Annotated in this window: 10 protein-coding genes; 5 read left to right on the top strand and 5 right to left on the bottom strand. The window is 46.4% G+C overall.

Annotated features, from left to right (window positions below):
• Position 1 precedes the first annotated feature (1 nt).
• The 5 genes from HU824_RS02105 to HU824_RS02125 form a co-directional block, all read right to left on the bottom strand.
• Complete coding sequence (locus HU824_RS02105) at positions 2-427, bottom strand: DUF3244 domain-containing protein (protein WP_255260439.1); 426 nt, start codon at positions 425-427, stop codon at positions 2-4.
• 109 nt (positions 428-536) lie between these two features.
• Complete coding sequence (locus HU824_RS02110; RefSeq protein ID WP_176467925.1) at positions 537-2,267, bottom strand: lipopolysaccharide assembly protein LapB; 1,731 nt, start codon at positions 2,265-2,267, stop codon at positions 537-539.
• 787 nt (positions 2,268-3,054) lie between these two features.
• The gene (locus tag HU824_RS02115) at positions 3,055-3,630 is read right to left on the bottom strand and encodes an ORF6N domain-containing protein (protein WP_136008704.1); all 576 of its coding nucleotides are present in this window, start codon (positions 3,628-3,630) and stop codon (positions 3,055-3,057) included.
• Positions 3,631-4,023: 393 nt separating this feature from the next.
• Positions 4,024-4,758 (bottom strand): carbohydrate-binding family 9-like protein, encoded by a 735-nt coding sequence (locus HU824_RS02120; protein WP_176467926.1) that lies wholly within the window; start codon positions 4,756-4,758, stop codon positions 4,024-4,026.
• Positions 4,749-5,831, bottom strand: coding sequence for a phosphotransferase enzyme family protein (locus tag HU824_RS02125; RefSeq protein WP_176467927.1), 1,083 nt, complete (start codon positions 5,829-5,831; stop codon positions 4,749-4,751). Before HU824_RS02125 ends, HU824_RS02120 begins: the two co-directional genes overlap by 10 nt.
• A gap of 189 nt (positions 5,832-6,020) precedes the next feature.
• Here HU824_RS02125 and HU824_RS02130 point away from each other — a divergent pair, with 189 nt between their 5' ends.
• From HU824_RS02130 to HU824_RS02150, 5 genes are all read left to right on the top strand, one after another.
• Positions 6,021-10,094, top strand: coding sequence for a two-component regulator propeller domain-containing protein (locus tag HU824_RS02130; protein ID WP_176467928.1), 4,074 nt, complete (start codon positions 6,021-6,023; stop codon positions 10,092-10,094).
• Positions 10,095-10,223: 129 nt separating this feature from the next.
• Positions 10,224-11,768 carry an arylsulfatase gene (locus HU824_RS02135; RefSeq protein WP_176467929.1) on the top strand — a complete coding sequence of 515 codons (1,545 nt, stop codon included), beginning with the start codon at positions 10,224-10,226 and terminating at the stop codon, positions 11,766-11,768.
• A gap of 303 nt (positions 11,769-12,071) precedes the next feature.
• Complete coding sequence (locus tag HU824_RS02140) at positions 12,072-15,215, top strand: TonB-dependent receptor (protein WP_255260440.1); 3,144 nt, start codon at positions 12,072-12,074, stop codon at positions 15,213-15,215.
• Between the two features lie 27 nt (positions 15,216-15,242).
• A complete protein-coding gene (locus tag HU824_RS02145) occupies positions 15,243-16,859 on the top strand; it encodes a RagB/SusD family nutrient uptake outer membrane protein (RefSeq protein ID WP_176467960.1) in 1,617 nt (538 codons plus the stop codon).
• A gap of 220 nt (positions 16,860-17,079) precedes the next feature.
• Positions 17,080-19,962 carry a chondroitinase family polysaccharide lyase gene (locus HU824_RS02150; RefSeq protein WP_176467931.1) on the top strand — a complete coding sequence of 961 codons (2,883 nt, stop codon included), beginning with the start codon at positions 17,080-17,082 and terminating at the stop codon, positions 19,960-19,962.
• The last annotated feature ends 33 nt before the right edge of the window (positions 19,963-19,995 follow it).

Below are 19,995 nucleotides of genomic sequence, written 5' to 3' on the forward strand. Positions count from 1 at the left end.
GTTATAAAGAGAATGTTCCCTGCAAATAAGTGTCGTCCGCTTCTATCTCAATGAGATAGTTACCGGAGCTTTCGCCGTTCAGGTCTATATTGAGGGCAGCAGGACTGCTGTGTGTTTCTGAATAGACCGTTTCACCGGTAGATTCATTGGTGATAGTGACATTGACAACTGCAATGTTTTCATTGAAACTAACATTTACCACATTATTATATAGGTAAGCATAGGCCGGCTGAACAATGATACTGCGTGGAGTCCCGGCTTTGTCCGGTTCTACATCTTGTTCATGTCCTATATGTCTCGTGTCATCTTTGGTCGCAGTGAGTGTAATTTCTCCATCATTATTAGCAGGCTCTTTGGCGTTGGATATTGCTGTACTCATTATTATAAAGAATACGATTAAAGCGGTAAGATACAAGATTCGTTTCATGCTTTTTGTTTTTTTGTTTATGGCAAAGTTAGCGCAATTTTCATCTATTGCACAAAAAAGCATGTCTCACTTTTGATGTGAATTGTCTCATTTTTGCATGAGACATGTCTCATACATCAGTAAGAGTACTGTTTATTATGCTTTTTAGCAGTTTTTGTAATTCATTTGCCTGATAAGGGACATTCATCTTCTTGCAAATTCTCTGCTCAGTCCGGTAGAGGGTAGCATGGGCAATCTTCAGAATCTGCATTCTTTCTTTGATGGAGAAGTCAGTAAATAGTAGATAGCAATAACGGGTTTCGTTTTTACTGAATTTATATTCAACAGCCAGTTTTGAGAGGATGCCCGTTTTCTCTATTTCTGCCATAAATCTAATCCATTCATCGTCTGTCAATGTCACCTTAGAGATTCCGTGTTCCTTACAGTCCGAAATGATTTTCTTCATTTTGTTGTAGACATCCGAATATTCTAACACCTTTTTTAGTAGTACAATGTGTTGTTTATTCAATTTCTCCAATTCCTTTTGCATTTGTTCCTTTTGAACTTCGTCAATATACTGTTGTATTATTTTTTGTTGCAGGGCGGCTATTTGTTCCTCTTTTTGTTTCGTTTCTTCTTTCACAGAAAGGTATTGTCTGCGTAGTTCTTTTTCTTTTAAAAGAGCTTTTTGTCTTTGCTGATGGAATTTCTTGAGATAACGTTTCCACAATAGATAAATGCTTCCAATGCCTATGAGTATCGAACAGAGAATGTAGTAGCGATATTCTTTCAGATAAGATTCGTACAGTGTCTGTTGGTGTAGCATCTCTATGGTCTGCTCTGTTTCGATGATTCCGGTTCTCTGCTGAGATAAGTTTGCGCTGTCCTTATAGGTCGAATATAGCTGTTCCATATTGAGAGACCGGGAAATGTCGCCTTGTGCTCTTGCTATATCGGCCAGTCGCATATAGGCTGCTTCTTTGGTGCTATAGCTTGAGGATGCGAGGCTTTTCCTTATATATATGGTGGCAGAGTCATATTGCCCTGCTTGATAATAGGCATCTCCTAATTCCAAGAAGGTACGGTAACAGTGCAGGGTGTCTTTTTGTAGCTTGAAGTTTTGCTTGGCATATCGCAGTGCTTTTGTGCTCTCTCCGGTTCTGACATACAGTGCGCCCAGAGCTGAAAAAACGTTTGCTTTTATGGCATCTTGTCTGACTTCTTTCAAAAGAGATTCTGCCTGTAGCAGTTTCTTTTCTGCTTGCTGATATTTTTTTTGGTAAAGTTGTATGTTTCCTTGCATGGCGAGACTTGAAATCTGCAGGGAAGTATCTTTCAGCCGGATACTGATTTGCTCGGCTTGCCGATAAATGGAATCTGCTTTTGCATAGAATTTCTGCAGGTAATAAATATAGCCCGCATTGGCGTATATTCGTCCCAGCAGTACTTCGTCTCCTGCTTTTTGTGCTAAATCGGTCGCTCTGATGTATTTTTCTATAGCTTCTGTCTGCCTATTCTTGTCTCTGCAAACACTGCCCCAAAGGTAGTAGACTCGCGCCTGCATTCTATTGTCTCTCATGGAGTCATAGTAGCGCACGGCTATTCGTATCAGTGAATCATCCGTCTGCACTATGTAATTCTTGTCCCGTGCCTGCGTCAGCAGCAGTGCATGGTAGGCACGGTCTGCTTTTGTTTTCAGGCTCTCGGCTGGGATGCCTTGCAGCATGTGCAGTGCGCTGTCCGGATGCGATGCCATCAGCGAGTCTGCTTGTACCAATGTTGTATTGTAGCCTGTCGTTTCTGTGCAGGCTGCCAATAGTGCGGTCAGTATGGCTATGAGGGCTATGGTTCGTTTTCTCATGCAGTTTGCAGCTTGATATACTGCAAAAATAATGTTTTTTGTTTAGCTTATCCTTGTCCGGTCGTGTTTTTTTCAAAGGATGCATTCCCGTTTGAACCATATTCATCGTGTGCTGTACAGGGTTTCTTTGTGTTCCGCATACGTGTTTCTCCCGAGAAACCTTTTGATTTGCCAATGCTCCACTATAGTGAACAAGTCAGACCACTAAGGTGAACAAATCAGCTCACTTAGGTGAACAAAGCAGACCACTAAGGTGAGCCGTTGTCAATACACTGCGTTTGGCACAAGAAATATATATGCTTTTCTCAATAAAGGACGGGGGAGAGATGGACGAAAGCCCGTGCGTCTTGAGGGGAGTGATAGTAAGCAACAGGATAAAGCCGAAAGGGTGAGGGCAAATTTTGCCCTCACCCTTTTTATTTGCTCTCACTCACCACCGCAATGCCGATGAACAGGGCGTTTCGGGAAAGGGGTGAGGGTGGTGAGGGCAGGTTTGCAAACTTTCTTTTCTTTTCTTTCCTTCTTGCTCCCATTGCTTTAAACGCTCCTACAGATGTAATTTCTCATATTCTAAGTATGTTCTCTTATTTATTTTATATTATTGTATCTGTCTAAGGGAACGTAGTGAAGAATCTACTCTCTTTATGAATACGCAGAGAAGAGATTCTTCGCTACGCTCTGACTATACCTTAATGAAATAATCAGAAGAGGTTTTGAGCGAAGCTAATGACAGATAGTATAAGCTAATTATGGCGACATACTTATTCTGTATTTAGCGATTAAACATTTATTCATCATGCTGTATAAATCCGATTCTTCTGCGTGGTTTTTCTTCCAGTTTCTTCTTGGCTTGCAGTTCTGCCAATGTTTGATTAATGAGTTCCAACTGCATCCGCGTATCGTCATTAATATCGTTGTAATCGGCGAACACTTCTTCTATGTAGTCTTTCAACTCTTTCATTTGTTGTTCCAATTGTCCTACTCTGTCTATTTGTGGGGCTGCTGTAATCAGTTGTCTCATGGCAACAAAAGCACGTACAACCAAAACACTTGTTTGAATGGCAATATCACTTCTTAGTACACTTGAAAGCATTACTACTCCATGCTCTGTAAAAGCCAGTGGCATAGCGGACTTAGGTCGTTTCATTCGTGATGTCATCACAAATTGTGATGAGATAGAGTCCCATTCCTCTAATGTAAGTTGAAACATAAAGTCTTTAGGAAAGCGTTCTATGTTACGCTTGACTGCTTGGTTAAGTACACGAGTTTCTACTTGGTACATTTCTGCAAGGTCGAAGTCAAGCATTACTTTCTGACCTCTGATTTCATATATCTTGCTTTGAATTACTTGTAATTGTTCCATTGATTTAATCTTTCGTGGTGCAAAGGCAACCAACTCTGTATAATGTAAATAGAATGCACGGATAAAATTTCAGTATATGGCATAAAAAATATTCCTGCATGGTTAAGGCTCTTAAGTATGTTCTCTTATTTATTTTATATTATCGGTATCTGTCATTCAGAGCGCAGTATCAATATTCAGAGCTGCTGCAACTTGCCTTTGAAGCATGTTATGCTCCTCGCGCATTTTTTTATTGTTTCTTGGAACTTCATCTCTATAGACTTTTGGCAAAAATAGCCATTAAATCCGAGAGCAAAGTATTAATTGACCGAAAATGTCAGGACAAAACAAGTCTAATCAACGTGAATTCGACGAATTCAGATGCTCTGCTAATTCGCCGAATTCACGTTATGATTACTCGAAATGCAGTGCACCGAAGAACTCCGGACAATGGAAGTTCGGCTTCTCCAGTTCAATCGGATTCCAGGAAAGGAAGTGGGGGGTCTGAAGCTTGTCACCACACTTATAGAAGTTGGCACGAATGGTCTGGCCATCCAATGAAGTGATGCGGTGCAGGAAGAAAGCGGAATAAGGGATGACCAGAGCCACTTCCCAACTGCACTCTCCTACTCTTTCCGCGAACGATTCGCGACCCAAAGAAGCCCAGCGCTGCACCTTGTCGAGCACTTCTTGCGGGGCATGCCGACGACCGTCGCGACCGGCACCGGCGCCGATGAGCAAAGTTCCGGTGCAATTGCACTCCATGTTGTAGTACACTCCGTCGGCGGCAGGCACGGAGAAGAACTCCACACAAGCGTCTTCCCACACCGGGCCGTTGTCGTGTCCGGCAACCGCAGCCACACTGCCTTCCTTTACCTTGAAATGGAGCAGGATGGCATCGGAGGTATGGGCTATGCGGAACTCCACATCAGGACAGTAAGGATAGTCTGCCCAGTTCACCGTATTGACAGGCTGAAAAGCCACTTTCTCTTTATCCAGAAGGGCAGGAACCGATTCCACCGGTATGTTGGCCACACTCACCTTCTTTACATTCAATTCTTTCATTTTACTATTTTGGGGATTAATTGCAGACAGCGGCAGCATGCAAAGGGCGGCCGCTATCATCATCAGATACTTTTTCAGATACATGAGTCAATGAACTTTTTCATCTCCGGTGTATGTTCCTCCACGCTCTGCAACAGTTTGAACTGAGCTTTGGTACGGACGAGGTTATGCTCCGGATACTGAATCTTATAGTAAGTATCACCGTTGATATAATCTGCCAGGAAGCGTACGCACTGCATATACGGGAACAAGGCAGCCGCATACGGCAGGTTCTCCACCTCTACCGGAAGCAGGAAGGACTTGGCCGACTCCAGATAACCCTTGGTGAATGCCTGGAATATTTCCATATTGAAGTTCACATTGTCCAGGTTCTTGTCGTCTTCCAACCCCGTGTTGGCACCCGAGCGGAGGAAATCGCCATAATCGGAGAAGATGAAGCTGGGCATCACCGTGTCCAGGTCGATGACACAGAGCACCGTACCGTCTTCGTCGAACATCATGTTGTTCACTTTCGTATCACAGTGGCAGACGCGCTTGGGCAACTTGCCTTCACGGTGCAAGCGCTCTGCCTTGCACATTTCCTCGGCACGCTTCTCTATTTCATCCAGAAAATACTGCACTTCCTTCACCCGTCCGGCCGCATCGGCTGCCACCGCCTCACGCAATTGCTTCAAGCGGAACTCCATGTTGTGGAAATCGGGAATAGTCTCGCCCAGTGTATCCGGAATGTCGGCAAGCATAGCCTGGAAATTGCCAAAGGCCGCTCCTGCATAGTAGGAATATTCAGGATTTACAGTTTCGTAAGTCTTGGCACGGGGAATGAAGGTCATCACGCGCCAGTAGCTCTCACCGTCATGCCAATAGGTTTTTCCATCCGCCCCGGGAACGAAATGAAGCACTTTCCGCTCGATGTCGGATTCGCCCTTTTCTTCCAGTTTCTTGCGTATATGTCCGGTCACTGACCCGATATTGGCCTGCAGCATCTCCACATTCTGGAAGATGGCATGGTTGATACGCTGCAATACATAATCCGGAGCATCGGCCTCGGAGGTGGTCACTTTGTACGTGTCGTTAATTAGTCCGGCACCTAAGGGCTTGATTTCAACGACCGTACCTTTCAGTCGAAAATGAGATACAATAGATAAAAGGTCTTTCATGACAATTTATGGATTAATTAGTTTACAAAAATGCTCTTTTGCCTTATGCCAAAAGGCAAGTATGGTTCACCGAGCATCCAAAATTATACATTTAAACGGACATAACCTCAAAAAGCTCCGGATAAATAAGAAGTCTTGCATAAAATATACCTATATTTGTAACTGAAACCTTAAAAACCACCAGAAAAAGTGCGAAAGTCTACCATCCGGCTGCTTCTTGTATTACTGAGCATGGTTGCCACAACCCTGCAAGGTCAAAACATCACCTTCAACCATCTGACAACCGACGACGGTCTGTCACAATTCTCCGTGAACAGCCTTTACATCGATGAAAACGGTGTCTTATGGATTGGAACCCGAGAAGGCTTGAACCGTTATGACGGAGAAGACATACAAACTTACAAGCTGCAGAAGAACGACCCTTACAGCCTTTTCTGCAACACCGTGCTGCGCATGGCCGGCAACCGTAACGGAAAAATCTACCTGCTCTGTACGGAAGGAGTAGCCGAGTTCAATCTCGCCACCCAAAGATTCACCACCCTGCTGCAAGGAAATGTACACAGCATATATTACAAAGAGGCCCTTTTCATCGGAAAACAGAATGAAATCTACCGCTATAACGAGCAGACCGGGAACTTTGACCTCTATTACCAGCTTCCCGGAAAAAGTCTGGAAATCTGCTGTATGCATCTGGACAAAGGACAAATGTGGATTGGAACGACCACCGACGGAGCATACCGCCTGCAACTGGACAAGAACGAGCTGACCCACCCCATCCTGAAAGGCAACATCACCAGCATATACCAAGACAGCGAAGGCGAGTTATGGATTGGCAGCTGGGAAGAAGGGCTGCACCATGTAAAGGCCGACGGGGAAATCGAAGTCTTTGAGTATGACGCAAAGAATCCATGCAGTATCTCTTCCAACTTCGTGAGAGCCTGCTGTGAAGACAATCTGGGAAACATCTGGATTGGAACATTCAACGGGTTGAACCGCTATGACAAAAGTACGGGACTCTTCCAGAACCATACTGCCAGTGATGCCCAGAACGACGGACTGACACACTCTTCCATCTGGTGCATTGTGAAGGACAACCAAGGAACGCTGTGGCTGGGGACCTACTTTGGCGGCGTCAACTATTTCAACCCCGAGTACGAGATATACAGCCGCTATATGTATTCGCCCATCGAAAAGAAGGGGCTGAGCAATCCGGTTGTAGGCCGCACCATAGAAGACAAGGACGGCAATCTGTGGATTGGCACCGAAGGGGGCGGACTGAACTATTACAACCGCCGTACCCGTGAGTTCAAATGGTTCCGCCCGGAAGACAGCCCGAACAGCATCTCACACAACAATATCAAAGCCCTCTACTACGATGCAGCCAAAGATGTCATCTGGATAGGAACACATCTGGGAGGACTGAACAAGCTGGACATACGTTCGGGACGCTTCACACACTACCGCATGGAAGTCAATGATCCGGAAACACTGCCGTCGGACATCATCCGTGACATCGCCCCCTACCAAGACCAACTGGTGATAGCCACCCAAAACGGCATCTGCCTTTTCGATCCGGCTGACGGGAAATGCCGGCTATTGTTCCAAGACAGTAAAGAAGGCAAAAAAATCAAGATGGTGGCAGACATTACCTTTGACAACAATGGCACACTCTGGATTGCAGCCACGGGCGAAGGTGTGTTCAGCTACCGCTTCGATACGAACGAACTGACCAACTACCGGCATGACGCTGCCGACCCGCACAGTATCAGCAACAACAATGTAAACAACATTACCCAAGACAGCAAGGGCAATCTGTGGTTCGCCACCTCGGGCAGCGGGCTGGACTTATATCATCCTGCAAGCAACGACTTCGAGAACTTTGACCAGGCGAAAAACGGCCTTTCCAGCGACTGCATCTATGAAACCCGGGAATCTCCCACCAGCGGCAAACTGCTGCTCATCACCAACGAAGGGTTCTCCATCTTCGACTACCGGCAAAAGGCATTCATAAACTACAGCGCCGAAAACGGTTTCCCGACGACTGCCGTCAACGAGAATGCCCTTTGCGTGACCCGTGACGGAGAGATATTCCTGGGAGGCACGCAGGGAATGATTTCCTTCCATGAAATGGAGCTGAACTTCACGCCGAAGCCCTACAAAATCATCCTCTCCCGCCTCATTGTGAACGGAACGGAAATACAAGTGGGAGATGAGACCGGCATCCTGCAACAAGCCTTGTACTGCACCCCCGAGATTACGCTCAACGCCAATCAGTCCATGTTCAGCATAGAGTTCGCCACTTCCAACTATGTAGCCGCCAACAAAGACGACATCATCTATAAGCTGGAAGGCTTCTCCAACGACTGGAACAGTGCCCGTGGATTGCACAACATCACCTATACCAACCTGAACGCCGGAACCTATAAGTTGATTATAAGGCCCAACGGAAAAGACGAGAGCCTTTGTCCGCAAGTCCGCCTGACCATTCACGTGTTGCCTCCCTACTACAAGACTCCCCTTGCCTATCTTATTTACCTGATAGTGACGGGAATCCTGCTCTGGTATCTAGTGCGTACCTACAAGTCGAGAATCAAGCTGCGCGAATCGCTGAAGTACGAACAGAAGCACATCCGCGACGTAGAGGCCCTGAACCAGTCGAAGCTGCGTTTCTTCACCAATATTTCCCATGAATTCCGCACCCCGCTGACGCTCATCGTGGCACAAGTGGAAACGCTGATGCAACTCCAGAACTTCACGCCTGCCATATATAACAAGGTATTGGGCATCTACAAGAACAGCATACAGCTACGGGAACTCATCACCGAACTGCTCGACTTCCGCAAGCAGGAACAAGGGCACATGAAGATAAAGGTCAGTCCGCACAACATCGTGAACTTCCTATACGAGAACTATCTGCTTTTCCTGGAATATGCCAGCGCCAAACAAATCAGCCTCCGCTTCGAGAAGGAAACAGACAGCCTCGAAGTATGGTATGACCAAAAACAGATGCAGAAAGTAATCAACAACCTGCTGTCCAACGCCGTCAAGCATACCAAGGCGGAAGACAGCATCACCCTCGGCATCAAGACCGAAGGCAGCAATGCCGTCATCCGCGTGACCGATACCGGCAGCGGCATAGATGCCCGGGAAGTGGACAAGATATTCGACCGCTTCTACCAAATAGACCAGACGGACTCTACGGATGCAAGCAAGACGGGTACGGGCATCGGCCTGGCATTGACAAAGGGTATCGTGGAACTCCATCACGGCACCATCCGTGTGGAAAGCGAATTGGGCAAAGGCACCAGCTTCATCGTAAACCTGCAATTGGGGAACGCACAGTTTGACGAAGAGCAAATAAACAAGAATGCAGACAGTGTGCAACAAATAGAAATTCCCAAACCGGAAAACGATGCCCTGCTCAAGGCAGAGCTGGAAGAGAGTGCTCCCATCAAACGACTCCCGGATGCAAAAATCCTGATAGTGGAAGACAACGACTCCATCCGCGACATGCTGGCAGGTATCTTCAAGCCCTTCTACGAAGTGCTGACTGCGGCCGACGGAGCGGAAGGACTTGCACTGGTGCGCAGCGAAATGCCCAATATCGTAGTCAGCGACGTGGTGATGCCCAACATGTCGGGAACGGAACTGTGTAAACAGATAAAGAGCGACTTCAACACCTGCCATATTCCCGTGGTACTGCTCACGGCACGTACTGCCATCGAACAGAATATCGAGGGACTGCGCATCGGTGCGGACGACTATATCACCAAGCCGTTCAACACCAATCTATTGATTTCGCGCTGCAACAACCTCGTGAACTCGCGCATCCTCCTGCAGGAGAAGTTCAGCAAGCAGCCGCAAGCCTTTGTACAGATGCTTGCCACCAACCCCATAGACAAGGAGATTCTGGACCGTGCCATGGCAGTCATCGAGCAACATCTGGACGATACGGAGTTCAACGTCAACGTCTTTGCCCGTGAAATGGCAATGGCACGCACCAATCTGTTCACCAAGCTGAAGGCTATCACCGGACAAACTCCGAACGACTTTATCCTGACCATCCGCCTGAAGAAAGGCGCTCTGATGCTGCGCAACAATCCGGAGCTGAATATCACTGAAATTGCAGACCGGATCGGTTTCAGTTCTTCACGCTATTTCTCCAAATGCTTCAAGGACATTTACCATGTCAGCCCACTGGCCTACCGCAAAGGAGAGAATGGAGGAGAGGAAAGTACGGAAGACAGTGAAGAGACATCTTAATATTGTACATCAAGCCATCGCATGATACGGTTTGTACTTTTTCTCCCTTCCCTTGTACTTCCTTATACACCCGATTCCATAAAACCTCTTACCTTTGACCTCAGAATTACAATCTAAAGTCAAAGAACTATGAAGCATTTTTCCCCCTTGTGGTCTCTGATTCCCGGTGCAGCCCTGATAGCGGGATGCGGAAGCCAACCTAAAGACAAGACTTCGGAGCACTCGCCGCAGAAGCCCAATGTAGTATATCTGATTGCTGATGACCTGGGTATCGGCGACCTGAGCTGTTACGGTGCCACCAAAGTAAGCACTCCCAACATTGACCGCCTTGCCGGACAAGGCATGCAGTTTACCAACGCTTATGCCACTTCTTCCACCAGCACTCCTTCCCGTTTCGGCCTGCTGACGGGCATGTATCCCTGGCGACAGAAGAATACCGGCATCGCTCCGGGCAATTCCGAACTCATCATAGATACAGCCTGCGTCACCATGGCCGATATGTTCAAGGAAGAAGGCTACGCCACTGCAGCAGTGGGCAAGTGGCACCTCGGCCTGGGCCCTAAAGGCGGTACGGACTTCAACCGCCGGATTAAACCGAACACCCAAGACATCGGCTTTGATTATGAATACATCATCCCCGCCACCGTCGACCGCGTCCCCTGCGTCTTTGTAGAGAACGGGCACGTGGTAAACCTCGACCCCAACGACCCTATCACCGTGAGCTACGACCACAAAGTAGGTGACTGGCCTACCGGCCTCGAAAATCCCGGACTCGTCAAAATGAAGCCCAGCCAAGGACACAACAATACCATTATCAACGGCATTCCCCGCATCGGCTGGATGACCGGCGGCAAATCCGCCCTCTGGACCGACGAAGACATCGCCGACGTGATAACAGACAAGGCGAAGGACTTCATCACCGCCCATAAAGACGAACCTTTCTTCCTTTATATGGGTACGCAAGATGTACATGTTCCCCGCGTGCCACATCCGCGTTTCGCCGGCAAGAGTGGTTTGGGCGTACGTGGCGACGTCATCCTCCAGTTGGACTGGACCGTGGGCGAAATCATGCATACCCTGGACAGCCTCGGCATTGCCGACAACACCATTTTCGTATTCTGTAGTGACAACGGTCCCATCATAGACGACGGTTATCAAGACCGGGCACGCGAACTGCTGAACGGCCACACTCCCATGAAGCACTACCGCGGCGGGAAATACAGCGCCTTCGATGCCGGCACACGCATCCCTTTCATCGTACGCTGGCCCGGCGGCATCAAGCCCGGCAAACAACAAGCCCTTTTCTCCATGATTGACGTCTATGCCTCACTCGCCGCCCTGCTGGACTATCCGCTGAAAGCAGGCACCGCTCCCGACAGCCGCGACCAGCTCAACAACTTTCTGGGAACCGACACCGCCGGATGTGACTATATCGTACAGCAAAATCTGGACAATACGCTCTCCATTATCGAGGGAGACTGGAAATACATAGAGCCCAGCGACAAACCCGCACTGGAGTATTGGACCCAAACGGAAATGGGAAACGCCCCGCAGCCCCAACTGTACAATCTTTCCGTCGATCCGTCTGAAAAAGACAATGTGGCAGATGCCCATCCGGAAAAGATAGAAGCGCTCTCCGCCCTGCTGGAAAAGGTTAAGGGCGCAAAGGACTAAAACGGAGGCACGGCCCTCTCATTTAAAGGAGTTAAAGGGCGATAACTCCTTCTAACTCCCTTAAATGAAAGAGCCGTGAAACGGAGGGAGATAAAAGTACAAGAGTGTTGCCGTCCGCGGGTTTTGTACGAATTCGTACTTTTTGCGAACTATTAACGGATATGTTTGTATATTCCATCCCCTACATTTGCGATGTGATTTCACCCCAAAGTGAGTACAAGACGAAGAAACAACCTTTATTATTAACTAATTAAATTAATATTTATGGAACAAAAATCCAGCTTCTTTAAAGCATTAGGTATTATGTTACTTGTCCTATTTGCCACGCAGGCCAATGCACAGGAACTGACCGTCTCCGGAACGGTGAATGATGACTTCGGTCCGATCATCGGTGCGTCAGTCCTCGTGAAGGGTACAAGCAATGGCAGTATCACCGATATGAACGGAGAGTTCACTTTGTCCGGTGTACCAGCCAAAGGAACTCTGGTTATCTCATTCATCGGCTATCAGACACAAGAAATTCAGGTAAACAATCAGCAGAAACTTTCCATCAATTTAAAAGAAGACTCACAACAACTGCAAGAAGTAGTGGTAGTGGCAGTGGGTTACGGCGATGTCCGCCGCAAAGACCTGACAGGTTCCATCGCGAAAGCAGACATCAAGGAATTAGTCAAAACTCCGGTAAACAATGTTGCTGAGTCTTTAGGAGGACGTATTGCAGGTGTGCAGGTTTCATCGACGGACGGCGGACTCGGTGACAACTTCAACATCGTGATTCGTGGTGCCGGTTCATTGACCCAAAGCACAGCGCCTCTATATGTTATCGACGGTTTCCCGCAAGAAACCTCTAACATGGGTTCTTTAAACCCGAATGACATCGAATCCATTGACGTTTTGAAAGATGCTTCCGCCACCGCCATCTATGGTTCGCGTGGTGCTAATGGTGTAGTTATCATCACTACGAAAAAAGGCAAATCTGGAAAACCGACCATCTCCTACAACGGAAGTTTCACGGTAGGACTGGTGAACAATACCCCCGAAATGATGGATGGATATGAATTTGTGAAACTCCAACAAGAAGTCATGGGTGCAGAGGATTTCAAGAACATGTATCTGAAAGATGGAAATACACTGGAGGATTACCGCAAATTCAAATCCTACGATTGGCAGAAAGAGATTTACCGCACAGCCATGAGCCATAACCATCACGTGCTTTTGAATGGCAATGCCGGCGACTTGAAATATTCTACTTCCGTATCCTACAATGACCAGGAAGGCGTCATCATCAATTCTGACTTAAACAGATACCAGGCACGTGTCAACCTCAGCCAGCAATTCAACAAGAGACTGAAGGTAGATGCCAACGCCAACTTTGCCAGTACAACACAGAACGGGCCCAATCCCTCGAACAACACCAGCGCCATGTCTACCGCATTCATGTACAGTGTATGGGCTTACCGTCCCGTATCTCCGTCAGGCGCCGACTTAAAAGACGAAATTTACGATACCGATATAGACATGGCAGAAGACTATCGCTTCAACCCTGTATTGTCGGCCAAGAACGAATATCGCAGGAACACTACCAACACATTGCAAGCCAACTTGAGTGCAGAGTATGAAATCATCAAGAACTTGAAGTTTAAAGTTGCAGCAGGCTATTCGAGCCGTGACATAAAGGAAGAAGAGTTTAATGGTCCTAATACCCGTACCGGTAATTCTCACCCTTCCAATACACAAAGTAAAGGTATCAATGCTAAGTTGTACCAATATGAATTCAGAAGCTATCTGAACGAAAACACATTGACCTATCAGTTCAATAAAAAACTTCACAGCATGAATGTACTGGCAGGTTTAAGTTTACAGAAGAACAGCAATTACTCCCACTCCGTAGCAACCGAACATATCAGTAATGAGTCTTTCGGTATGGCAGGACTAGATAAAGGTACCAACCAAACCATAGAGAGCAACCAGGGAGAAAGCAAGATGATGTCCTATTTCGGTCGTATCAACTATAACTATGATTCAAGATACTACCTTAACGCCACCATGCGTGCCGACGGTTCTTCTAAATTCCCGAAAAACAACCGCTGGGGATATTTCCCTTCTGCATCTGTGGCATGGGCTTTCGGTCGCGAAGCTTTTGTATCGGAAAATGCTTCTTGGCTGTCTAATGGAAAACTACGCCTCAGCTACGGCCAGACAGGTAACAACCGTGTGGGCGACTTTGACTACATGGCCAAACTGATTACAAGCGACAACGTGTATAAATATCCTTGGAATGGTTCATTTACCCCAGGTTTCCATATTGCCAATAAAGCCAATTCACAACTCAAGTGGGAAACTACCGAACAAATAGACTTCGGTCTGGATTTAGGTTTCTTCGACGGACGTATCAACGTGACTGCCGATTATTATATAAAAACCACTAAGGATTTGTTACTCAGAGCTGATGTTCCAGGCAGTTCCGGTTTCTCCAGTGCAACGCTCAATGTCGGTAAACTCAAGAACAAAGGTTTCGAGCTTACTTTGGAAACTATTAACCTGAAGAATAAGAAGTTCTCATGGACTTCCAACTTCAATATAGCATTCAACTCCAACAAGATTACCGCATTGACGGAAGGAAAAGGTGAAATTACAAGTTATGTAAGCTGGGACAACAAGTACAAAACCATGCCCGCATACGTCAGCCGTATCGGCGAATCGGCCGGCAAGATGTATGGTTTCATTTATGAAGGTACCTACAAAGAATCGGACTTCAACATCACTACGGACGACAAAGGCAAGAAAGTGTACACCCTGAAAGAGGGTATCGCTTCTTACGTGAAAGGCTGCCAACCCGGTGACCCCAAATATAAAGACATGCCTACGATAGATACCAATGGCGACGGTATTCCTGATACAGGCGACGGTATCATCAATGACAAAGACCGTACCACCATCGGTAACGGCCTGCCCACATGCACCGGCGGTTTCACCAATAGCTTTACCTATAAGAATTGGGACCTCAGTATCTTCTTGCAATGGAGTTTAGGAAATGATATTCTGAACGCTAACCGAATGGTCTTTGAAAATCCCGCCAAGAAGAAGAACACTAACATGTTTGCATCCTATACCAACCGTTGGACTCCCGAAAACCCGTATAGCAACATGCCCCGTGCAAATGCCCTCGGCTCCAACGAGTATAGTTCTCTCTATGTGGAAGATGGTTCGTTCTTGAAACTGAAATCCATCTCTTTAGGTTACAATTTTCCGGCACAGATGCTGAGAGAAGCATTCATCAGCTCTGCCAGAGTATTTGTTTCCGCTGAAAACATCGCTACCATTACAGGCTATTCCGGCTCAGACCCAGAAGTATCTACACGTAATTCGGTATTGACTCCCGGATTCGACTGGTCTGCATATCCACGCTCTTTCAACGCATCTATCGGAGTGAACCTTACTTTCTAACAACAAACGTATAAAACAAAAACAATGATGAAAAAGTTCTATAATATATTCAAAAAAGCCCTTGTCCTCATAGGAGTAGTCTCTATGACTTCATGTGACTTCTTAGGAACCGAACCATACGATTTCGTTTCACCAACCACATTCTATAGAAACGAGTCTGAATGTACCATGGCACTTGCCGCAGTATATTACCCAATGGCAACCGCCAACTTATATGGTAATTTCTATTCCACAGAAATGACCAATATAGATGACCTGAGCTACTATACGCGCAACAGCAACTTTTCCGGTAAGCTATGGGCAAACGACTATACCAGCACCACTCAAGAAATATGGAATATCTGGGAAGCACTATACACCGGCATTAAAAACGCCAATGGTTTGCTTGAGAACATAGACAAGGCAGAAATGAGTCAAATCGCCAAAGATAGAATCAAAGGGGAAGCTAAGTTCCTCCGTGCTTACTATCACTTCTTACTTGTACAGGCTTTCTATGAGGTGCCTATCCGCAAACAATCTTTAGATGACATCAATGCCGCCAGTATGCCTGCCACCTCCAATGCGGAAGCATTAGACTGGATTATCAAAGAAATGGAAGATTGCATTCCCTTGGTTGACAAAAAAGAATATGACAAAAGCCCATCCCACGTGAAAGAAACTTCTGTATATGGCATCCTAGCACGCGTATGCTTATGGAGAGCAGGAAAACCTTCCGACGGTGGAGAAGCCTATTATAAAAAAGCGGCTCAATATGCCAATGAAGTCTACAAATCCAAGAAACATGACTTAAACCCTGATGTGTACGCCATGTGGAAGTGTATGGCAACAGATAAATATGACACTGAATATAACGAATCCATCTGGGAAGTAGAATTTATAGGTACTCGCCTTGACAATAATTATACCGAAAGCCGTATTGGTAATACCATCGGTAACGCCCAAAGAAATGGTAACGCCATGGGTAAAGGTTATACCTATGCTTTCTATGCAGGTACATTAGTCCTTTGGGATTTATTTGAAAAGAACAGTACAGACAAACGTCGTGACCTTTCCATGGCACCTTATTACTTGAATGCGAAAGACGTGCAAGTAAAATGGAAAGACCATGAAATCACCATGCGCCGTTGTGGTAAGTTCCGCCGTGAGTGGGAAACAGCCGAAAACAAGAACAAGAACTGGACTCCCGAGAATTATCCGATTCTGCGCTATGCCGACGTATTGCTAATGCTGGCCGAAGCCGAAAATGAAGTGAACAAGCAACCTACGGACCTGGCTTATACAGCAATAAATCTTGTACGCAAGCGCGCCGGCATTCCGGAACTCAAAAACTTGTCATACGACCAGTTCCAACAAGAATTACGTGATGAACGCGCCCGCGAACTTTGCTTCGAGTCCATACGTAAGTTCGATTTGGTACGTTGGGGAATTTACTTGGAAAGAATGCAGAATACACTGGGTACGGCAGCAGCCGACAAACGCTGGAACTCACAGAGTGAAAATGAAGCCAAGGCCGACAAGACCGGTGGCAAATATGACTTCGCCGCTACTGTAGCAGCCAAAACAGAAGAAAAACATCAGTTCTATCCCATTCCCAACAAAGAACTGTCCGTGAATACTAAACTAAAACAGAACAAATGGTGGTAATAAAACCGCAAGACTTCTAACCTTATTATCTCTATATCACAAATAATCAAATAGACCTTAATTAATTTTATTTGTGCAGAGGAGGGTAATCGAGAGATTACTCTCCTCATTTTAATGAATGATTTTACCACTTGTTTTGTACAATCCACACATCTTATGAAAACAATATTCCGTAATTTTGTAACACAATCAATTAATGACCTTATTTAACCTGATAGTTATGACACGAAAGTTTTTTCAGTTGCTATTTATTTTGACCTATCTTAGTTCATCCGCTTTTGCACAATTCGTAAGTTTCGAAGAAGAAATCCCCTGTAACTTCAAAAGTTCCGATAAACAAGAGTTGGCGTTATCATCATCATACTATAAAGAAGGAAGCAAGAGCCTGGAGTGGAAATTCTCTCCTAACAGCATATTGGACATTCCATCCGAATCTGTTTTTACCCTGGAGGGCGACAACGGAATCACTCTGTGGATATACAATGAAAAGCCTCAGCAAGACTCCCTGCGTTTTGAATTTTACTCTCCCAACGGACATGTTTCCCATCACTTCGGATTCCGACTATACGCTGCCGGATGGCGCGCCTGCTGGATAAGCTTCAAGCACATGCAAGGAGACAAACAAGATAAGAAAATTGCCGGTTACCGTATCATTGCCCCCAACCGCACCGGACGAGTCTTTATAGACCGACTGACCTTCCCGGTAAAAAAAATCAATGACCGTACTACCCCCGATTTGCAGATGCCGACCAATAACTCGCTGACCTATCGCGACCTGTGGCATTGGTGCCGCGTCTGGCAATGGGAACAATATCAATACGACCTACCTCTGAGCGAATCGTTAACCACCGACGAGAAACAAGAACTGGCCACTATAGAAGCACGGCTGACCGCAATACTCGACACCCCAAAAGCACCTAAAAAAGGAATATCAAAAGCCTACAGCACATTCAAGGCGGCCAATATCCGTCCATCCAGTAACGGTTTCACCGGTGCTCCCGTTGTAGCACCCGATGAACTAAACCGTCGAAAAGGCGAACTCTCTTGGAACGATCTGGAAGATATGCTCTCGGGGTTTGCATACGATGCTTACTACAACCATTCTGCCCAATCGGCAAAGAATTACTTCCTCGTTTGGGACTACGCTATCAACCAAGGTTTCGCTTTTGGCAGTGGCATGGGCACCAACCATCACTACGGTTATCAGGTACGAAAAATATATACTACGGCATGGCTGATGCGCGACGCTATCTGGAAAGCTCCCAATAGGGATAATATTCTCTCAGCACTTATCTTCTGGTCAGCATTACAAGAAACAAGGATACCTTTCCAATACGGACGGGACGAATTACTGGATAGCTGGCACACCCTGCTGATGGCAAAAACCGTATCTGCACTCTTGTTTGTGGACGAAAGGGAAAGAGCACGGGCCCTTGCCGGACTCTCCAGATGGCTGAGTGGTTCCTTGCAATACAGTCCGGGAACCATTGGCGGTATCAAGGTAGACGGAACAACCTTCCACCACGGAGGATTCTATCCTGCCTATACCACCGGAGTGCTCGCCATGGTAGGGCAGTTCATAGCACTCACCAGCCATACCCGGTACGTGCCTACCATGGAAGCACGCCAGGTGCTGAAATCCGCATTCATATCTATGCGCAATTATTGCAACATCTATGAATGGGGTATCGGTATCAGCGGAAGACACCCTTTCGGAGGTTCCATGAAAGAAAATGACGTAGCTGCCTTTGCCTATCTTGCCCTTGCCGGAGATTTATCAGGAGAAAGCAATACCTTCGACCACCACTTAGCAGCAGACTATATGCGGCTTTGCAACAATGATACTCCCGAAGCCATCTATTTCAGAAAAGAAGGAATTACCCCCGCAAAAGCTCCGCAAGGCTTTTTTGTATACAATTATGGTTCGGCAGGCATTTTCCGCCGAAACGACTGGATGGTAACCTTGAAAGGCTATACTACCGATGTATGGGGATCCGAAATCTATAGGAAAGATAATCGTTACGGACGTTACCAAAGTTATGGTTCCGTCCAAATCATGGGTTATCCGTCGCGCAAAGCCAGCGGTTTCGATGAAAACGGATGGGACTGGAACCGTCTGCCCGGAACCACCACAATACATTTACCGTTCGACTTACTAGACAGTCCTCTGCCCGGTACCACCATGGCACATTCCAAAGAGAACTTCTCCGGCAGCAGTTCCCTTGAAGGTAAGAACGGTATGTTTGCCATGAAGCTGATGGAACGTAACTTGAAAAACTTCACACCCGATTTCGTTGCCCGCAAATCTGTGTTCTGTTTCAATAACCGTATGATATGTCTGGGTACGGGTATCAGTAATAGCAATGCTTCTTTCCCAACGGAAACAACGCTCTTTCAAAGTACCTTCCAAAAGGGGAAAAGCGACATCTATGTAGACGGCAAACTAAAGGACGTGCCTTTCCACCAAGAATTAAACGATGGCAAACGTCATTGCATCCAAGATGGATATAACAATTACTATCTGGTGAATGGAGATAACGTGCAGATACAGATTGCCCGGCAAGACTCCCACCATGAAAAAACCCGTGCCAAGACACAAGGAACTTTTGCTTCTGCCTATATCAATCATGGGGCAGCGCCACAAAATGCCGGATACGAATATATGGTATTGATACAGCCCAGTCCAAAAGAACTGGATGCCGCCAGACGGAAAGCACCTTACCAGATACTCCACAAAGACAGTATCGCCCATGTGGTTATCGATAAACAGACAGGTATCACTGCATACGCAGCCTTTGAAACTTATCTTCCCCAAAAAGACGAACTATTCCTTTCCATCCCTGCAGAAACGATGGTAATGCAAAAGCAATCTGGTTCCAACCTCTTGCTCAGCGTATGCGACCCCAATTTGAATATCTCTGAAAAGGCTTTTACCACCAAAGAGCCAAGCCGCCCCATTGAGAAGAAGTTGATACTGAAAGGTCAATGGAAATGTAAAACACTGCAGGAGGACGTAACCGTAGAAGTAGGACAAACAGAAACAGTACTCACCGTGACTTGCAGACACGGGCAGCCTATAGAATTTATCCTGCTGAACAAATAGTTAGCAAGCGATAAAAAGCCGGAGAAAGCAGTG

This window comes from Bacteroides sp. L10-4, from assembly GCF_013373675.1.
Lineage (GTDB): Bacteria > Bacteroidota > Bacteroidia > Bacteroidales > Bacteroidaceae > Bacteroides > Bacteroides muris.

What these genes read in the sequence shown, in the direction of transcription:
- HU824_RS02105 (WP_255260439.1), bottom strand. Translation starts at nt 427, where the DNA reads ATGAAACGAATCTTGTATCTTACCGCTTTAATCGTATTCTTTATAATA.
- HU824_RS02135 (WP_176467929.1), top strand. Translation starts at nt 10,224, where the DNA reads ATGAAGCATTTTTCCCCCTTGTGGTCTCTGATTCCCGGTGCAGCCCTG.
- HU824_RS02145 (WP_176467960.1), top strand. Translation starts at nt 15,243, where the DNA reads ATGAAAAAGTTCTATAATATATTCAAAAAAGCCCTTGTCCTCATAGGA.
- HU824_RS02125 (WP_176467927.1), bottom strand. Translation starts at nt 5,831, where the DNA reads ATGAAAGACCTTTTATCTATTGTATCTCATTTTCGACTGAAAGGTACG.
- HU824_RS02120 (WP_176467926.1), bottom strand. Translation starts at nt 4,758, where the DNA reads ATGTATCTGAAAAAGTATCTGATGATGATAGCGGCCGCCCTTTGCATG.
- HU824_RS02110 (WP_176467925.1), bottom strand. Translation starts at nt 2,267, where the DNA reads ATGAGAAAACGAACCATAGCCCTCATAGCCATACTGACCGCACTATTG.
- HU824_RS02150 (WP_176467931.1), top strand. Translation starts at nt 17,080, where the DNA reads ATGACACGAAAGTTTTTTCAGTTGCTATTTATTTTGACCTATCTTAGT.
- HU824_RS02140 (WP_255260440.1), top strand. Translation starts at nt 12,072, where the DNA reads ATGTTACTTGTCCTATTTGCCACGCAGGCCAATGCACAGGAACTGACC.
- HU824_RS02115 (WP_136008704.1), bottom strand. Translation starts at nt 3,630, where the DNA reads ATGGAACAATTACAAGTAATTCAAAGCAAGATATATGAAATCAGAGGT.